Here is a 15,788-nt window from a genome sequence, read left to right as displayed (position 1 = left end):
CTGCTCCAGCGATTGTGCGCCTGATGAAGAGGGCAGCATGGATACTCCGACGATATGGGCCTCAGACAGCCTCTGAAGGGTATAGCGGACTGATGACCACATTGCGACAGCAAAAGCAAAAAAACTAGGTCGTGATAGGTACCTGCCGGGTGATGACTAGGTGATTACCCCAAGCGGACTTGCAAAGCTGCAAAGCTGCGCTAGTAGGTAGAAGCTCCTGGTGAAAATAGACTCGTAAAGCTGCTTGCAGAGCGAATCCGGGCGCTACTTAAACAGCTTGACAGCTACATGCCGCTTAAGATTAACTACGCTCTAAGGACAGATAAAATCTGGAGGCCCCAATATGAGAGTACCCAGTGGAACATAGCGGTGGAGTCTAAAGGTGGAATTTGACTCCCAGATTTTCTGGAAAGCGCTTTTTTCTATGGAGTATTTACGGGGCGCAGGGATTGCGCTGGCACTGGCGCTGCTCTCTATGCTGGCAGCCTCAATCATCGGCTTTGGCATCGCGCTGTGCCGCCGCTCTGGAAACGCCTTTTTAGAGGGCTTTGGGGCGGCGTATGTCTGGTTTTTCCGTGCCATTCCCACGCTGCTGATTTTCTTGGTGGTCTGGAACGTGGGGCCGCAGCTTTTTCCGCCTCTTAAAGAAAAATGGTTTAATTCATTTTTGGCGTGCTGGATTGGCCTGTCTATTGTAGAGGCCGCGTATATGGCCGAAATTATTCGCTCGGCGCTGGCCAGTGTGGACAGCGGGCAGGAAATCGCCGCCCGCTCACTGGGCATCTCGCCGCGCCGGGTGCTGTACAAAATTGTGCTGCCGCAGGCGGTCAAGGTCGCCACCGCGCCCAGCAGCAATGAATTTATCGCCGTGCTGAAATACACGTCACTGGCCTCGGTGATTTCCTTGCAAGAATTGATGACGGTAGCGGGCATCAACGTGTCCAACACCTTCAAATATGCTGAGTACTACTCGGCGGCGGCGGTGTACTACCTCGTGATTGTCAGCGTGCTGATGCTGGTGCAGAGGCTGCTGGAATACCGGATGCGCTGGGTGTCTTTGCCCGCCGCACGCGGCTTGTTCCCGGCGAGGCGGCCCGCATGAAAGACCTGCTGGTCGCCAAAAACCTGCACAAACGCTACGGGCAACACAAAGTGTTGAAGGGCGTGGACTTCACGGTTCACCGGGGCGAAGTCAAGGCTATTTTGGGTAAATCGGGTTCGGGCAAGTCCACCATCTTGCGCGTGATGAATCTGCTGGAACCTGCCGACGCGGGCGAGGTGCTGCTCGAAGGCCAGCGCCTCGGCGTGAACCCCCAAACGGGCCGAACCCTGCCCGAAGCGCACCTCGCCCGGCAACGCCAGCACATTGGCATGGTGTTTCAGCGCTTTAACCTGTTTGCCCACATGAACGCCCTAGACAACGTTGCCAGCGGGCTGCTGTTGACCCAGAACATGCCCCGCGCCAGCGCCCACGAAAAAGCCGCCGCGATGCTTACGCGCATGGGGCTGCAAGACCATCAGCGGCACTTTCCTAGTGAGCTTTCAGGCGGGCAGCAGCAGCGGGTCGCCATTGCCCGCGCCCTAGTGCTGGAACCCAAAGTCATGCTGTTTGACGAGCCGACCTCGGCGCTTGACCCCGAATTGGTGGGCGAAGTGCTGAATGTGATAGAAGAACTTGCAGCGGGCGGCATGACGATGGTAGTCGTCACCCACGAAGTGCGCTTTGCCCGCGCCATTGCCGATGAGGTGGCGCTGTTTCATGAGGGGCAAATCGTGGAGCAGGCCCCGCCCGAACAGTTTTTTGACCATCCGCAAAGCCCTATTACCCGCAGCTTTCTAAGCCACTTGCACTAACCGGAGGAATTCCCCATGAATAAGACCCTGCTTACGCTGACCGCCTTCGCCGCCGCCCTATCTACTGCGCACGCTGCGCCCAGCACCTACGTCCAGCCCGGCAAACTGACTGTGTGCATGAACGCCGCTTACGCCCCAATGGAGTACTACGTTGGCGCAGACAAGACCAACCCCGTCGGCTTTGACGTTGACCTTGCCAAAGCCCTTGCCAAGAAACTGGGCCTGACTTTTCAGCCCTTAGAAGTCTCGCTGGCGGGCATTATTCCTGCGCTGAATGGGGGCCGCTGTGACGTGGCCTGGTCGTCGCTGTATGTCACCCCGGCCCGCAGCGCCGCCGCCGACCCCGTGCCTTACCTCAAAACTGGCTACACCCTGCTGGTCAAGGCCGACAACACCAGCATCAAGGGCCTCAGTGACCTGGCGGGCAAGACCCTGAGCTACCAAAGCGGCTCTGCTGACGAGCAAAAAGTCACTGAACTCAAGAATCTGCTGGCTACCAATAAATTGCCCCCGGTCAATCTGCTTGGCACCGACCAGGGCATCAACGTGATTCAAAACCTGATGAACGGCAAGGCCGACGCCGCCTTTGGGCAAGACGTGTCTACGCCCGATATCATGGCCAAAACGGGCGGCAAGCTCAAGGTTGTGCCGCACGCCTACGCGCCCGAAAACCAGATTGGCTTTTACCTGAATAAAGGCAGCAAACTCACGCCCACCCTGCGCAAAGCCATCAATGACATGGCCCGCGACGGTACGACCGAAAAAATCGTGAAGCAGTGGAAACTGAACCCCGAAAATATCATTAAGTAACGCTTGCATAAAGGCTCCGCCCGGCTTTCAGGCTGGGCGGGGTCTTTCATTCAGTGCGGTTTCTGACGTGCCCATCATTCGCAGAACTGCTCTAATACGGATTCCGCTAAATTCCGCCACAGTCGGAAAATCGCCGTCTGTGGCTCCATACCGCGAAACCCGTATGCTGTTCCTACTCACATCCGCTCGGATTGATTCAGAACTGCACCGAATCAATCGGAATCCATATAATGTCTGGATTGCCCCACCCGGACGCAGCAAGCCTACCCGGCACATCAACAGCGACAGGGTGAAAACGTCCCGGCAAATCCGCCGCTCGCGGCGAGGCCCATAAGCGCGTGTGAGCGCAGTTGGCATCATCAGCAGTCAGGGCGGGAGCGCATCAGGAGCAGCCCCGCCGTGCAAGACAGCCCAACCTCTGTTGTCTCCACAGGGGTGACAATTTCCGGCCTGCTGCCTTTCCTAGTAACGCCCCGTCAAGCGCCGGTTCGTCTTATCATGGGAGAACAAACAAGCGTCAATAGATGCCATTTTTGTAGGCAACGCGCTTGAGGAGGAATACTCATGGCAGACAAGGCAATGAATCTGTTTAACACCCGCGACACGCTGACCGTTCCCGGCGGTAAGCAGTACTACTTTTACAACCTGAACAAGCTCCAGGGCCACGACGTAAGCAAGTTGCCCGTCAGCATTCGCGTGCTGCTTGAAAGCGTGCTGCGCGAGGCCAACGACTACGACGTGCGCCGTGAAGACGTGGAAACCGTCGCGGGGTGGAGCGCCACCAACCCCGAAGTCGAGATTCCCTTTAAGCCTGCCCGCGTGATTTTGCAGGACTTTACCGGCGTGCCCGCCGTGGTGGACCTCGCCGCCATGCGCTCGGCGATGGTCAAACTGGGCGGCGACCCCAGTAAAATCAACCCGCTGATTCCCGTTGACCTCGTCATTGACCACTCGGTGCAGGTTGACGAGTTCGGCACCGAAATGGCCCTTCAGCGCAACATGGAACTGGAATTCGAGCGCAATATGGAACGCTACGAGTTCCTGCGCTGGGGCCAGCAGGCCTTCGACAACTTCGGCGTAGTGCCTCCCGCCAGCGGCATCGTTCACCAGGTTAACCTGGAATACCTCGCCAAAGGCGTGCAGAGCCGCCCCGAGGACGACGGCACCGTGGTCTACCCCGACAGCCTCGTGGGTACCGACAGCCACACGACCATGATTAACGGTCTGGGCATCGTGGGCTGGGGCGTCGGCGGGATCGAAGCGGAAGCCGTGATGCTCGGCCAGCCGATCTACATGCTGATGCCCGACGTAATCGGCTTTAAGATCACTGGCCAGATGCCCGAAGGCGCGACCGCCACCGACCTCGCTTTGCGCGTGACCGAAATGCTGCGGAGCGCTGGCGTGGTGGGTAAGTTCGTCGAGTTCTACGGCGCGGGCCTGAGCAACATGACCCTGCCCGACCGCGCCACGATTGCCAACATGGCTCCCGAATACGGCGCGACCATGGGCTTTTTCCCCGTGGACGACGAGGCCCTCAAGTACCTGCGCCGCACGGGACGCCTGGAAGACGAAATCGAACTGGTCGAGGCCTACTACAAGGCCCAGGGCATGTTCCGCACCGACGAAACGCCCGATCCCGTGTTTACCAAGACCATCGAACTCGACCTGGGCACCATCGTTCCCAGCCTTGCCGGACCCAAGCGCCCGCAGGACCGCGTGAACCTGAAGGACATGCATACCGTGTTCAACGAGGCGCTGACGGCTCCCGTCAAGAACCGTGGCTTCGAGCTGCCTGAGAACAAGCTCGGCGCCCAGGGCACCATCGGCGGCACCAACATCAAAATCGGGCACGGCGCCGTGACGCTGGCAAGCATTACTTCCTGCACCAACACCAGCAACCCCAGCGTGCTGATCGCTGCTGGTCTGGTGGCTAAAAAGGCCGTCGAGAAGGGCCTAAAGAGCAAGGCCTGGGTCAAAACCAGCCTTGCCCCCGGCAGCCGCGTGGTGACTGAGTACCTCGAGGCGGCTGGCCTGCAAAGCTACCTCGACCAGATCGGCTTCAACACCGTAGGCTACGGCTGCATGACCTGCATCGGCAACTCCGGCCCACTGCCCGAACCCACCGTCGAGGCCATCAATGAGGCTGATCTGGTGGTCGCCAGCGTGCTATCGGGCAACCGCAACTTTGAAGGCCGCGTCAACCCGCACATCAAGGCGAACTACCTCGCTTCCCCGCCCCTGGTCGTTGCCTACGCGCTGGCCGGAACGGTCGTGAACGACATTGTTAACCAGCCCATCGGTCAAGACCAGAACGGTCAGGACGTGTTCCTGAAAGACATCTGGCCCAGCAACGCCGAGATTCAAGAAGCGATGGACCGCAGCATCACCGCCGACATGTTCAAGAAGGTCTACGACGGCATCGAGCAGAGCAACAAGGAGTGGAACGCCATTCCGGTGGCCGCGGGCGACCTGTTCGACTGGAAGGAAGACAGCACCTACATCCAGAACCCGCCCTTCTTCGACACCCTGGCCGACGGCGCTCACGAGATCGAGAGCATCAAGGGGGCCCGCGTACTGGTCAAGGTTGGCGACAGCGTAACCACCGACCACATTAGCCCCGCCGGGAGCTTCAAGGCCGACACCCCCGCCGGGCAGTACCTCGCCGAGCGCGGCATTGCGCCCAAAGATTTCAACAGCTATGGCAGCCGCCGTGGCAACGACCGCATCATGACGCGCGGCACCTTTGCCAACATCCGCCTGAAGAACCAGCTGGCCCCCGGCACCGAAGGCGGCTTTACCACCGACTACACCACTGGCAAGGTCAGCAGCATCTACGACGCCAGCGTCAACTACAAGGCCGCGGGCACCCCGCTGGTCGTGCTGGCAGGCAAGGACTACGGCATGGGCAGCAGCCGCGACTGGGCTGCCAAGGGCACCTTCTTGCTGGGCGTCCGGGCCGTCATCGCCGAGAGCTTCGAGCGCATTCACCGCTCTAACCTGGTTGGCATGGGCGTGCTGCCGCTGCAATACAAGGAAGGCGACACCGCCGACAGCCTGGGGCTGACCGGTAAGGAAACCTTCGAGTTCGTGCTGCCCGCCGACCTGAAGCCGCGTCAGGACATCACCGTGAAGGTGACCGACAGCGCCGGGGAAACCCGCGACATTACCGTGATGTGCCGCATCGATACCCCTGTAGAGATTGACTACTACAAGAATGGCGGCATCCTGCAAACCGTACTGCGCGGCATCCTGAGCAAGAGCCAGGGCGAAGTCAAGGCGTAAGCGTTAGCCGATTAGGACAATAGAATAGGTAAGGAAAGCCCCCGCCTGGGAAACTGGGCGGGGGCTTTAGGTTTAACGGTCACTTAAAAATATGTTCAAAACATCTTACTGCCAGTACGCCGACTATAGACTTGCTGCGATTTACTGTCTAGAGCATTTTGCCAAAAGATGGTAAAAGAGCACCATCTTTTGGCCAAGTGGAACGAGTGAAAAAGAAAGATCAGGACCTAGAATGAAGGGGGCGGCGGTGTTTTTCCGACGTGCCCATCATTCGGAGAACTGCTCTAAATCAAGAGCGCAAAAAAAGAGACCCCTTAGGGCCTCTCCATCTCTACTCCGGCTGCTTTACGACTGGCCGAACATCACTTCGCGCTTGACTTCCTCGATCAGTTGGGTAATCGGAATGCCACGCGGGCAGGCTTCGGTGCAGTTGTACGCGGTGCGGCAGCGCCACACGCCGGTGTTCTGGTTCACCACGCCCAGACGCTGCTGCTTGGCCTCGTCGCGGGTATCGAAGATGAAGCGGTGCGCCTGCACCAGCGCGGCGGGGCCGATGTACGAACCGTTGACCCAAAAAATGGGACACGAGGTTGTGCAGCACGCGCACAGAATGCAGTTCGAGGAGTGCGCCATCTTCTCGGCGTTGGCCTCGGACTGGTACTGCTCCTTGGCCGGAAAGGGCGTCGGGTGAATAAAGTACGGCATGATGGCGCGGTAGGCGTCGAAAAACGGCTCCATGTCCACCAGCAGGTCTTTTTCGACCTTGAGGCCACGAATGGGTTCGACGGTCACGGTGCCTCCGTCTTTCGCCACGTCGCGCACCAGGGTCTTGCAGGCCAGGCGGTTGCGCCCGTTAATAAGCATGGCGTCGCTGCCACAAATCCCGTGCTGGCACGAGCGACGGAAGGCCAGGCCGGTTTCTTTGTACCACTTGATCTCGTTGAGCACGTCTACCATGCGGTCGCCGGGCTGCGCTTCCATATCGTAAGTGACCCAGTGGGCTTTCTTGTCGGTTTCGGGGTTAAAACGCAGAATTTTGACGTGCAGGCGCATCATCGGCACGTCGACAGCGGCGGGTGCGGCAGCGACCGGGGGGTTAACTGCGGAATCTATAACAGGGGTCTGGGTCATGGTTTTCCCTTTCGGAACATGTGGCTGGTGGCTCATGGCGTGTAGAAAAACCTTGTGTTTTCTCGGCACGCCACACACCACACGCTACACGCCTTTAGTACACGCGGGGCTTAGGCTCGAACGAGCGCGTGAAGCCCTTGAGGGCTACGGGCTTGTAACCGATAATGACATTGTCAGGACTGTTCAGGTCCTTGTACGCCATAGTGTGCTTGAGCCAGTTCACGTCGTCGCGCGAGTGGAAGTCCTCGCGGTCGTGGGCGCCGCGCGACTCGGTGCGGTTCACGGCGCTGCTCGCCATCGCTTCGGCGCAGTCGAGCAGGAATCCGGTTTCCAGGGCCTCGATCAGTTCGCTGTTGTACTTGCGGCTGGGGTCGGCCACGGCCACGTTGGCGTAGCGGGCCTTGAGTTCCTTAATGTACTCGACCTGGTACGCCATGTCCTTGCCGTTACGGAAAATCCCGACATTTTTCATCATGGTTTCCTGCAAATCCTTGCGGATTCCGGCGGCGTTTTCCTTACCGTTGCTGGTTCGCAGGCGCTCGAACTCCTGGCGGCTGTCGGCCTCGGGGTCGTCGGGCAGGTCGCCAAATTCAACCTGACGGGCATACTCGGCGGCGTACTTCCCGGCGCGGCGGCCAAACACCACGAGGTCGCCCAGGCTGTTGGTGCCCAGCCGGTTGGCTCCGTGCAGCGACACGCAAGCTTGCTCGCCCGCCGCATACAGCCCTTCAATGCTGCCGCCGTTGCCGTCGCTCAGGCACAGGCCGTTGAGGTCGGTGGGAATGCCGCCCATCGCGTAGTGGGCTGTAGGCTGCACCATCACGAGGTCCTTGACCGGGTCTTGCCCCAGGTAAGTGCGGGCCAGATCGGTGATTTCGGCCAGTTTGCCTTCGATCACTTCACGCGGCAGGTGGGTCAGGTCGATGTAGATGGCGTCCTTGTCCTTGCCCACACCACGCCCTTCACGAATTTCGGTGGTCATCGAACGGGCCACGATGTCACGCGGCGCGAGGTCTTTGATCGACGGGGCGTAGCGTTCCATGAAGCGTTCGAGGTTGCTGTTACGCAAAATCCCGCCTTCACCGCGAATCCCTTCCGTGACCAAAATCCCCAGCTTGGCGAGGCCGGTGGGGTGGAACTGGTAGAACTCCATATCTTCCAGTGGCAGGCCCTTGCGGTAGTAGATGCTCATGAGGTCGCCCGTGAGCGTCAGCGCGTTCGAGGTGATCTTGAACACGCGCCCGTAGCCCCCCGCTGCCAGAATCACGGCTTTGGCATGGAAGGTATGCAGCTCGCCGGTCGAGAGTTCGTAGGCGACCACGCCGGTGCAGCGCCCGTTTTCGATCAGCAGGTCGGTCACGTGGAACTCGTTGAAAAACAGCGTGCCTTCCTTGACGTTCTGTTGGTACAGGGTCTGCAAAATCATGTGGCCGGTGCGGTCTTTGGCGTAGCAGCTGCGTTCCACCGCTGCCTTACCGAAGTCGCGGGTATGGCCCCCGAACTTGCGCTGGGCGATCTTGCCTTCTGGCGTGCGCGAGAAGGGCAGACCCATGTGCTCAAGTTCGTACACCACGTCGATGATGTCCTTACTGAACACCTCGGCGGCGTCTTGGTCGGTCAGGTAGTCGCCGCCCTTAACGGTGTCGAACATGTGCCATTCCCAGTGGTCTTCCTGAATGTTGCCCAGCGCCGCGCCAATGCCGCCCTGCGCCGCGCCCGTGTGCGAACGGGTCGGATAGAGTTTGCTGATACAGGCGACGCTTACGCCACCTTTTGCGGCGTAGAGGGCTGACATCAGTCCTGCGCCGCCCGCGCCAACCACAATTACGTCATAACGATGATGCATAGCTAAAGTTCCTTATTTAACAGCCATCAGGCCGACGGTGCCGAAAGCGAAAAGCAGGCCGACAAGCGTGAAGAAGAACATTTTGACCCAGGCGCGGTTGGGGCGCGAGCGCACGTAATCCTCGATCACGTAGCGGGCGCCGTTGGTGCCGTGCAGCAGTGCCAACACCAGAATCAGCCAGTCGTAGAGCTTCCAGGCCGGATTGCCCAGCTTGTTGATCACCGCGTCGTAGGTGGCGTCGGACTCGCTAACCTGAATGAAGGTCATATAGACGTGCCCCAGCACCAGGAACATCAGGATCAGTCCGCTGACACGCATGAAAATCCACCAGTTCAGTTCGGCGTTGCTATGCGCCTGGGTACGGGCGTCGGTGTAGGTTCGGGCGCGGATCATTTAGTAGCCCCCCAGGATGCGCGGAATCAGCTTATACAGCGCGTAGGCCGTGGCCACAGCCGTTATGACAAGCACGCCGTACCACGCCTGACGCTGCACCGAAACGCCGATGCTGGTGAAGTCCATCAGAATGATGCGCAGGCCGTTGAAAGCGTGATAGACCACCGCCGCCACGACCGCGACCAGGCCAAGCCGGAACAGCACGAAATCGTAGGTGTTGTGAATCTTCATGTAAAACGGCTCACCGAAGATCATCGAGCCGATGCTGAATACGTGCAGCAGCAGGTAAACCAGGATGGCTAACCCTGAAATACGGTGAAGCAGGAATGCCCACTGGCCTTCTCTTCCCTTATACATTCCTTAGTCCTCCTCGGGGTGCTGACCACTCACTCTTAACCGGGTGAGGGGCGGTGGGTGGGCCTTGACCTACACCACATTCAACTCAGACTTTCCCAGCATAACACCGTGCGGCGGGGTAGCGCAGGTGTTAAGGAACTTACGGTTCCAGCTCCGCGTATCCGGGGAAGGCGCCCGAATCCACTTCACTTCCAGCCGCCGCTTCTTTTTGCCTGCTCGTTCTACTCCGGGGAGAGGCGCGTTATGGCGCACTCTAGAGACTTACCGGGCCAAAGACGGCTGGCCGCCAGGCCGCTTAGCGCAGCAGTTGCCCGTAGTGGGCGCGGAGTTTGGCGACTTTGGGCGCGATGACAGCCATGCAGTAGCCCTGATCCGGGTTGTTGGCATAGTAGTCCTGGTGATAGTCCTCGGCGACGTAAAAGGTGGTGGCCGGTTCAATGCTGGTCACGATGGGTTTGCCGAACACCTGCTGCTGTTCCAGTTCAGCGAACACGGCGCGGGTCTGCGCCTCCTGCTCGGGCGTCAGCGGAAACACGGCGCTGCGGTACTGCGTGCCCACATCGGCCCCCTGCCGGTTGAGGCTGGTGGGGTCGTGCGTGACCATGAAGAGCCGCAGCAGGTCGCCGTAGCTGACCACCGCCGGGTCGAAGGTCGCGCGAACCGCCTCGGCGTGCCCGGTATCGCCGCCGCAGACCTGCCGGTAGGTGGGGTGAGCGACCTGCCCGCCGATATACCCGCTCTCGATCTTCTCGACGCCGCGCACGTCTTTCAAGATGGCTTCGGTACACCAGAAGCAGCCGCCCGCCAGTATGGCCTGTTCACTCATGGCATTATTGTGCGCCTGCCGGGGAAGCGGGAAAGTGGGCCAGAAGACTCATTGGGCGCTGTTCTCAGACGGACTGCCGCTTCACTCTGCCGCAGTCGGGAGGGCCGCCGCTTGCGGCTCCACACCGCCCAGTCCGTCGGGTGTTCCTTCTCGCGTCCGCTCGGAGTGATTCGGGATTGAGCCGAATCAACCGGCAGCCTGTATTAGAGTAGTTCTCCGAATGAAGGGGACGTCGGAAAAACACCGCCGCCCCCTTCATTTTACGTCCTGCCATTCTACGTCCTGCTCTTTCTTTTTCACTCATTGCACTCAAAAAAAAAGGTGGTCAAAAGAGCACCATCTTTTTGTAAAATACTCTAGTGGCCCGCGAACAGCTTGGCCGCCACCAGCACCACGATCAGACCGTACATCCACTTGACAAAGGCCGAGCCGCGCAGCATTGCCATTTTTGCGCCGACGTAGGCCCCCAGCGCGTTGGCGACGCCCATCGGCAGGCCGATCCAGAAAACCATGTTGCCCTGAAGCAAAAAGAGCACGAAAGCCCCCGCGTTGGTGGCGAAGTTGATGGCGCGGGCGTTGCCGCTGGCCTTGACCAGATTGAAGCCCGCCAGCGTGAACACGAACATCAAGAAGGTGCCGGTGCCGGGGCCGATAAAGCCGTCGTACAGCCCGATAATGAATGTGCCGGGCAGCGTGATCGCCAGCGTGCGGGCGGTGAGGCCGGGGTAACGATCCTCGAGGCCCAGGCGCTTGTTTAGCAGCACCAGCGCCCCCACGCCCAGAATGACCACGCCTACCAGCGTCTTGAAGATGTTTGGGTCAATAAAATGCACCAGATACGCCCCCAGCGCACTGCCGAGCAGGGCCAGCGGAATCAGACGCACAACCAGCGCCGTTTCGATGTGTCTGCTTCTGGCGTACTGGTAGGTCGAACTGGCCGACCCAAAAATCGCCAGAAGTTTGTTGGTCGCCACCGCGTGCGCCGGGCTAAGGCCCATGAAAAACAGGGTAGGTAGCGTGATGGTGCCGCCGCCGCCCGCCACCGCGTCGATAAATCCGGCGAGAAAGGCGAGGGGCAGGCCATAGATCAGGGCCTCGGGGCCGGGGTAGGTAGACACTTGTGCGACGCTAGCAGCTTTTGCCTGGGCTAGGGCACTTCTGAACCAAAGGGTGTGGGGGGGCAGTCTCTAGACACAGTGACCGCGTTAAACTGCCTGCCATGACCGTTCCGACCACCGACGTGCTAAGCCAGGTTCGTCACCAGTCCCCCATGGCCCTCGAACTGCGCGGCATCACCAAGCGCTTTCCGCTGGTGCTTGCCAACGACGACATCAGTCTTCAGGTCAATTGGGGGAGCGTGCATGCGCTGTGCGGTGAAAACGGCGCGGGCAAAAGTACCCTGATGAAAATTGTCTACGGGGCGCAGCCGCCGAGCAGCGGCGAGATCGTGGTGGACGGGCAGGTCGTGACGTTTAGCAGCCCCGCCGACGCCATTGCCAAAGGCATCGGGATGGTGTTCCAGCACTTTCAGCTGGTGGACACCCTCACCGTTACCGAAAACGTCATCCTGGGCGCGGAACCGACCCAGGGCATCAGCATCAACTACGGCGCGGCGCGGCGGCGCGTGGCCGAGCTGGTGGCGCAATTCGGCTTCGGCCTGAACCCCGACGCGCTGGTGGGCGAGTTGCCGGTGGGCCAGCAGCAGAAGGTTGAAATCCTCAAGACGCTGTACCGGGGCGCACGCATCCTGATTCTGGACGAACCCACCGCCGTGCTTACCCCCAGCGAAACCGACGAACTGTTCGAGTTTCTCAAAACCCAGTACGCGGCGAGCGGCAACGCGGTCATCTTTATCTCGCACAAGCTAAACGAGGTGCTGCACATCTCGGATACCATCAGCGTGATCCGCGACGGTCGGATGATCGGCAGTATTCCGGCGGCGGGCGCGACCACCGAAACGCTCGCCCGCATGATGGTGGGCCGCGACGTGAGCCTGAAGGTGCACAAGGCCCCCGCGCAGCCCGGCGAGGTCGCGCTCGACGTGCGGGATGTGGTCGTGCGCGGCGAACACCGCAATGCCGTAGACGGCGTCAGTCTTCAGGTGCGTGCGGGCGAAATCGTAGGCATCGCGGGCGTGGAGGGCAACGGTCAGAGCGAACTGGTCGAGGCGATCACTGGCCTGATTCCGGTGCAGAGCGGGCAGATCACCTACCTGGGCCGCCCGGCACATGGGGTGCGTGAGGTCGAGGCGTCGGGGTTGTCGCATATTCCCGAAGACCGCAATGAGCGTGGGCTGGTGCTAGAGATGTCCACCGCCGAAAACTACATTCTGGGCGAGCAAGACCGCCCTCCCTTCGCCGGGCCGCTAGGCTTTTTGAAACAGGACGTAATCGAGCAAAATGCCCGCGACCTCTCTGAAAAATACGACGTCAGGCCGCGCAGCACGGCCCTGCCCGCCGGAAGCTACAGCGGCGGCAACGCACAGAAACTGATCGTGGCCCGCGAGATGCGCAAGGGGCCAAAAATCCTGGTCGCCAGCCAGCCCACACGCGGGGTAGACATCGGGGCCATCGAGTTCATTCATGCCAGCATCGTCCAGGCCCGCGATCAAGGGCTGGCCGTGCTGCTGGTCAGCGCCGACTTGGGCGAGGTGATGAACCTCTCCGACCGCATTCTGGTGATGTACGGAGGGCAGGTCGCGGGTGAGGTCGCCGCTGCCGACGCCACAGAAACCCAGCTGGGCCTGATGATGACCGGCAGTGCGGGCGGGGCGGGCAAACGCGACTGATACGGGCTGGGGTTAAATGGAGGGCTGCGCCGCGCTTGTCAGGCTTTTTTGGAACTCTGGCAAGGAGACTTGCTGCGGGGCGGAACAAGCCGGGAGACAGGCCGTGCGCCTTTTTGACGGTGGCGCGAGTTCCTGGCTGCCCGGTAGCTGTAGCCCGCAACCACCAGAACCGGACGTGTTAGCCTCCGAACCATGAATTTTGCTGCTGCCGTCACCGAACGAACCAGGGAACTCAGCACTCGCCTGTGCGTGGGCCTCGACCCGCGCCGGGACGCTTACCATGACTTCGGTGGGCTGCGCCAGCATACGCTGGACGTGCTGGAGGCTGCCGCGCCCTATGCCGCGTGCGTCAAGCCGCAACTGGCCTTTTTCGAGGCACTGGGCCTGGGTGGTTTTACCCTGCTCGAAGAAGTCTGCGCCAGCGCCCGCACCCTGGGCCTGCCGATCATTCTGGACGCCAAACGCGGTGACATCGGCAGCACCGCCGAGGCTTACGCGCAGGGCTGGCTGAGCGGCCCTCACGCGGGCGACGCCCTGACGGTCAACCCGTTTTTGGGCTTTGAAACCCTCACACCGTTTGTCGAGGCTGCGCGGCAAAACGGCGGCGCGATTTTCGTGCTTGTTAAGACCAGTAACCCAGGCCAAGCCGACTTGCAGGGGGGCGGCGTCAGCGAAAAGGTCGCCGCCGAGATCACCCGCCTGAACGAGCAGGAGGGAGGCGAATACGGCAGCGTCGGCGCGGTGGTCGGGGCCACGCACCCACACGACCTTGCCCGCTTCCGGGAACTGATGCCCTGTGCGCTGCTGCTGCTGCCGGGGCTTGGGGCACAGGGAGCCGCCGCCGCCGACCTCGCGCCCGCCTTTATGCCTGACGGAACGGGTGCCCTCGCCAGCGCCAGCCGCGCCGTGCAGTACGCCCGCGAGCTGGACGTGACTGCCAGCCGTGAGGCGGCCCAAAGGTTGCGCGACGAGTTGAACGCGGCGCTGGGCAAGTGATAGGAGTCCATACCGCGAAATCCGTATTTTAGAGTACATTGCCTCAAGATTAGAGATAGGCTACAGATGGTGTGATGCTATGAGCGTATCTCTGCACGCAATTTCGTTAAAGACCTAATCGACACTGTTTTTTTGTCGTGTTTACCGTGCCGCGTAGCTACTTCTTCTTTTCTCTTTCCCGACTTTCTAGCGTTCTCTGGAGCTGATCTTTTCTGGAAACTTTACGTGTATCGGCCAATTCCCGCCCCAACTCCGTCGCCGGGGCCATAGCCGCCCTGCTGCGCTTGCACGGACAGGTCGAGGTGCAGGCCATCGGGCCGGGGGCCGTCAATCAGGCGGTCAAGGCTCTGGCGATTACGCGGGGCTATCTGAGTGCCGAGCAGCTTGACCTCACCGTGCAACCCGCCTTTATTAAGCTTGACGTGGATAACGAAGAACGCACCGCCATCCGGTTTATGGTCTTTAGCTACAAGTTACAGGGCTAGGTGGCCGCCGGGGACAGTTCCGCGTTCCGGGAAAAGCGCCCAAACCCCCTTCACTTCTGCTCAGAGTTCCTTTTGGCTCCTCGCTTCCCCCAGGCAGGGTTCAAACAGCCTCTCACCTGCTTCTTCACCTGCCAAATCCTTAACACTGACAGCGCCGCAGGCTCTCCCAAGACCTGGTCAAGTCGGCGGGGCCTTTTTCTCATGGAATCTGAGTCTGGTACGCTAAGATTTTAGGTGGAGGAAGAGAGTAAACAATGATTTTTGATGCCTACACACCACTGATCCTACTGGTCTTCGTCGCCTCGCTGCTTATCCAAGGCTACCTAAGCCGCACCTACACCAAGTGGGGCCGGGTCGCTAACCCACGCGGCATGACCGGGGCCGATGTGGCCCGCATGATGCTGGACGCCAACGGGCTGCAAAACGTGCCAGTGCAGATGGTGCCGGGTAACCTGAGCGACCACTATGACCCCGGCCAGAAGACCGTGAACCTCTCGGAATCGAACTTCCGGGTGGCGAGTGTCGCGGCGATGGCTGTGGCGGCGCACGAGGTCGGGCACGCCATTCAGGACAAGTCGCATATGCCCGCCCTGGTGCTACGCGGCAAGATGGCTTTGCCCCTGAGTCTGGGCATGAACTTGGCCCCGTGGTTGTTCATGGCCGGGATTTTCCTGCACCTGAGCGGCCTGATGTGGGTCGGGGTGTTTTTCTTCGGCTTCGCCATGCTGTTCCACCTGATTACGCTACCGGTCGAGTTCGACGCCAGCCGCCGCGCCTTGGCCTTTTTGAACGAGCGTGGCCTGAGCGGCAGCCCCGAGGCCCAGGGCGGCGCACGCAACGTGCTGACCGCCGCCGCCCTGACCTACGTGGCCGGGTTCGCTATGGCCCTCCTGCAATTTATGCAGATGCTGGGCTTTGCCAATCGCAGCGACGACTGAAACCACATATAAGAGGCTGTCTGAGGCCCTAACCATGGGAAATGTTTTAGGCTTTAACGGTGGAACGCGCAGCTTACCCTAG

General features: G+C 60.4%; 14 protein-coding genes. 8 read left to right on the top strand and 6 right to left on the bottom strand.

The window, feature by feature from the left end:
• The first annotated feature begins 382 nt into the window (after positions 1 to 382).
• The 4 genes from QZ269_RS08615 to acnA all read left to right on the top strand — a co-directional run bounded on the left by QZ269_RS08615 (position 383) and on the right by acnA (position 5,946).
• Entirely contained in the window at positions 383 to 1,102 is a 720-nt protein-coding gene (locus QZ269_RS08615; RefSeq protein WP_291426302.1) for an amino acid ABC transporter permease, read from the top strand.
• On the top strand, positions 1,099 to 1,854 hold the full coding sequence (locus tag QZ269_RS08610; RefSeq protein WP_291426301.1) for an amino acid ABC transporter ATP-binding protein: 756 nt from the start codon (positions 1,099 to 1,101) through the stop codon (positions 1,852 to 1,854). The genes QZ269_RS08615 and QZ269_RS08610 overlap by 4 nt, the downstream gene beginning before the upstream one ends.
• Positions 1,855 to 1,869: 15 nt before the next feature.
• Complete coding sequence (locus QZ269_RS08605; protein WP_291426300.1) at positions 1,870 to 2,664, top strand: ABC transporter substrate-binding protein; 795 nt, start codon at positions 1,870 to 1,872, stop codon at positions 2,662 to 2,664.
• A 564-nt stretch (positions 2,665 to 3,228) separates the two neighbouring features.
• The gene (gene acnA / locus QZ269_RS08600) at positions 3,229 to 5,946 is read left to right on the top strand and encodes an aconitate hydratase AcnA (RefSeq protein ID WP_291426299.1); all 2,718 of its coding nucleotides are present in this window, start codon (positions 3,229 to 3,231) and stop codon (positions 5,944 to 5,946) included.
• 345 nt (positions 5,947 to 6,291) lie between these two features.
• Here the strand turns inward: acnA and QZ269_RS08595 are convergent, their stop codons facing one another.
• The 6 genes from QZ269_RS08595 to QZ269_RS08570 all read right to left on the bottom strand — a co-directional run bounded on the left by QZ269_RS08595 (position 6,292) and on the right by QZ269_RS08570 (position 11,617).
• Positions 6,292 to 6,999 carry a succinate dehydrogenase iron-sulfur subunit gene (locus QZ269_RS08595; protein ID WP_291426304.1) on the bottom strand — a complete coding sequence of 236 codons (708 nt, stop codon included), beginning with the start codon at positions 6,997 to 6,999 and terminating at the stop codon, positions 6,292 to 6,294.
• Positions 7,000 to 7,171: 172 nt separating this feature from the next.
• Positions 7,172 to 8,923 carry a succinate dehydrogenase flavoprotein subunit gene (sdhA, locus tag QZ269_RS08590; RefSeq protein ID WP_291426298.1) on the bottom strand — a complete coding sequence of 584 codons (1,752 nt, stop codon included), beginning with the start codon at positions 8,921 to 8,923 and terminating at the stop codon, positions 7,172 to 7,174.
• A 12-nt stretch (positions 8,924 to 8,935) separates the two neighbouring features.
• The gene (gene sdhD, locus QZ269_RS08585; RefSeq protein ID WP_291426297.1) at positions 8,936 to 9,316 is read right to left on the bottom strand and encodes a succinate dehydrogenase, hydrophobic membrane anchor protein; all 381 of its coding nucleotides are present in this window, start codon (positions 9,314 to 9,316) and stop codon (positions 8,936 to 8,938) included.
• Positions 9,317 to 9,673, bottom strand: coding sequence for a succinate dehydrogenase, cytochrome b556 subunit (gene sdhC / locus QZ269_RS08580; RefSeq protein WP_291426296.1), 357 nt, complete (start codon positions 9,671 to 9,673; stop codon positions 9,317 to 9,319). It abuts the gene before it with no gap.
• A 295-nt stretch (positions 9,674 to 9,968) separates the two neighbouring features.
• On the bottom strand, positions 9,969 to 10,499 hold the full coding sequence (msrA, locus tag QZ269_RS08575; protein ID WP_291426295.1) for a peptide-methionine (S)-S-oxide reductase MsrA: 531 nt from the start codon (positions 10,497 to 10,499) through the stop codon (positions 9,969 to 9,971).
• Between the two features lie 356 nt (positions 10,500 to 10,855).
• A complete protein-coding gene (locus tag QZ269_RS08570) occupies positions 10,856 to 11,617 on the bottom strand; it encodes a TSUP family transporter (protein ID WP_291426294.1) in 762 nt (253 codons plus the stop codon).
• Between the two features lie 101 nt (positions 11,618 to 11,718).
• Here QZ269_RS08570 and QZ269_RS08565 point away from each other — a divergent pair, with 101 nt between their 5' ends.
• From QZ269_RS08565 to QZ269_RS08550, 4 genes are all read left to right on the top strand, one after another.
• Positions 11,719 to 13,287 (top strand): ABC transporter ATP-binding protein, encoded by a 1,569-nt coding sequence (locus QZ269_RS08565; RefSeq protein ID WP_291426293.1) that lies wholly within the window; start codon positions 11,719 to 11,721, stop codon positions 13,285 to 13,287.
• Between the two features lie 192 nt (positions 13,288 to 13,479).
• Positions 13,480 to 14,283, top strand: coding sequence for an orotidine-5'-phosphate decarboxylase (gene pyrF, locus QZ269_RS08560; RefSeq protein WP_291426292.1), 804 nt, complete (start codon positions 13,480 to 13,482; stop codon positions 14,281 to 14,283).
• Positions 14,284 to 14,495: 212 nt separating this feature from the next.
• On the top strand, positions 14,496 to 14,768 hold the full coding sequence (locus QZ269_RS08555; RefSeq protein WP_291426303.1) for a stage V sporulation protein S: 273 nt from the start codon (positions 14,496 to 14,498) through the stop codon (positions 14,766 to 14,768).
• 254 nt (positions 14,769 to 15,022) lie between these two features.
• The gene (locus QZ269_RS08550) at positions 15,023 to 15,706 is read left to right on the top strand and encodes a zinc metallopeptidase (protein WP_291426291.1); all 684 of its coding nucleotides are present in this window, start codon (positions 15,023 to 15,025) and stop codon (positions 15,704 to 15,706) included.
• Positions 15,707 to 15,788 lie beyond the last annotated feature (82 nt).

The organism is Deinococcus sp. (assembly GCF_018260405.1).
Classification (GTDB): Bacteria; Deinococcota; Deinococci; order Deinococcales; family Deinococcaceae; genus Deinococcus.
Note: the sequence above shows the minus strand (reverse complement) of the source record. Positions and strands in the feature narration are given on the sequence as shown.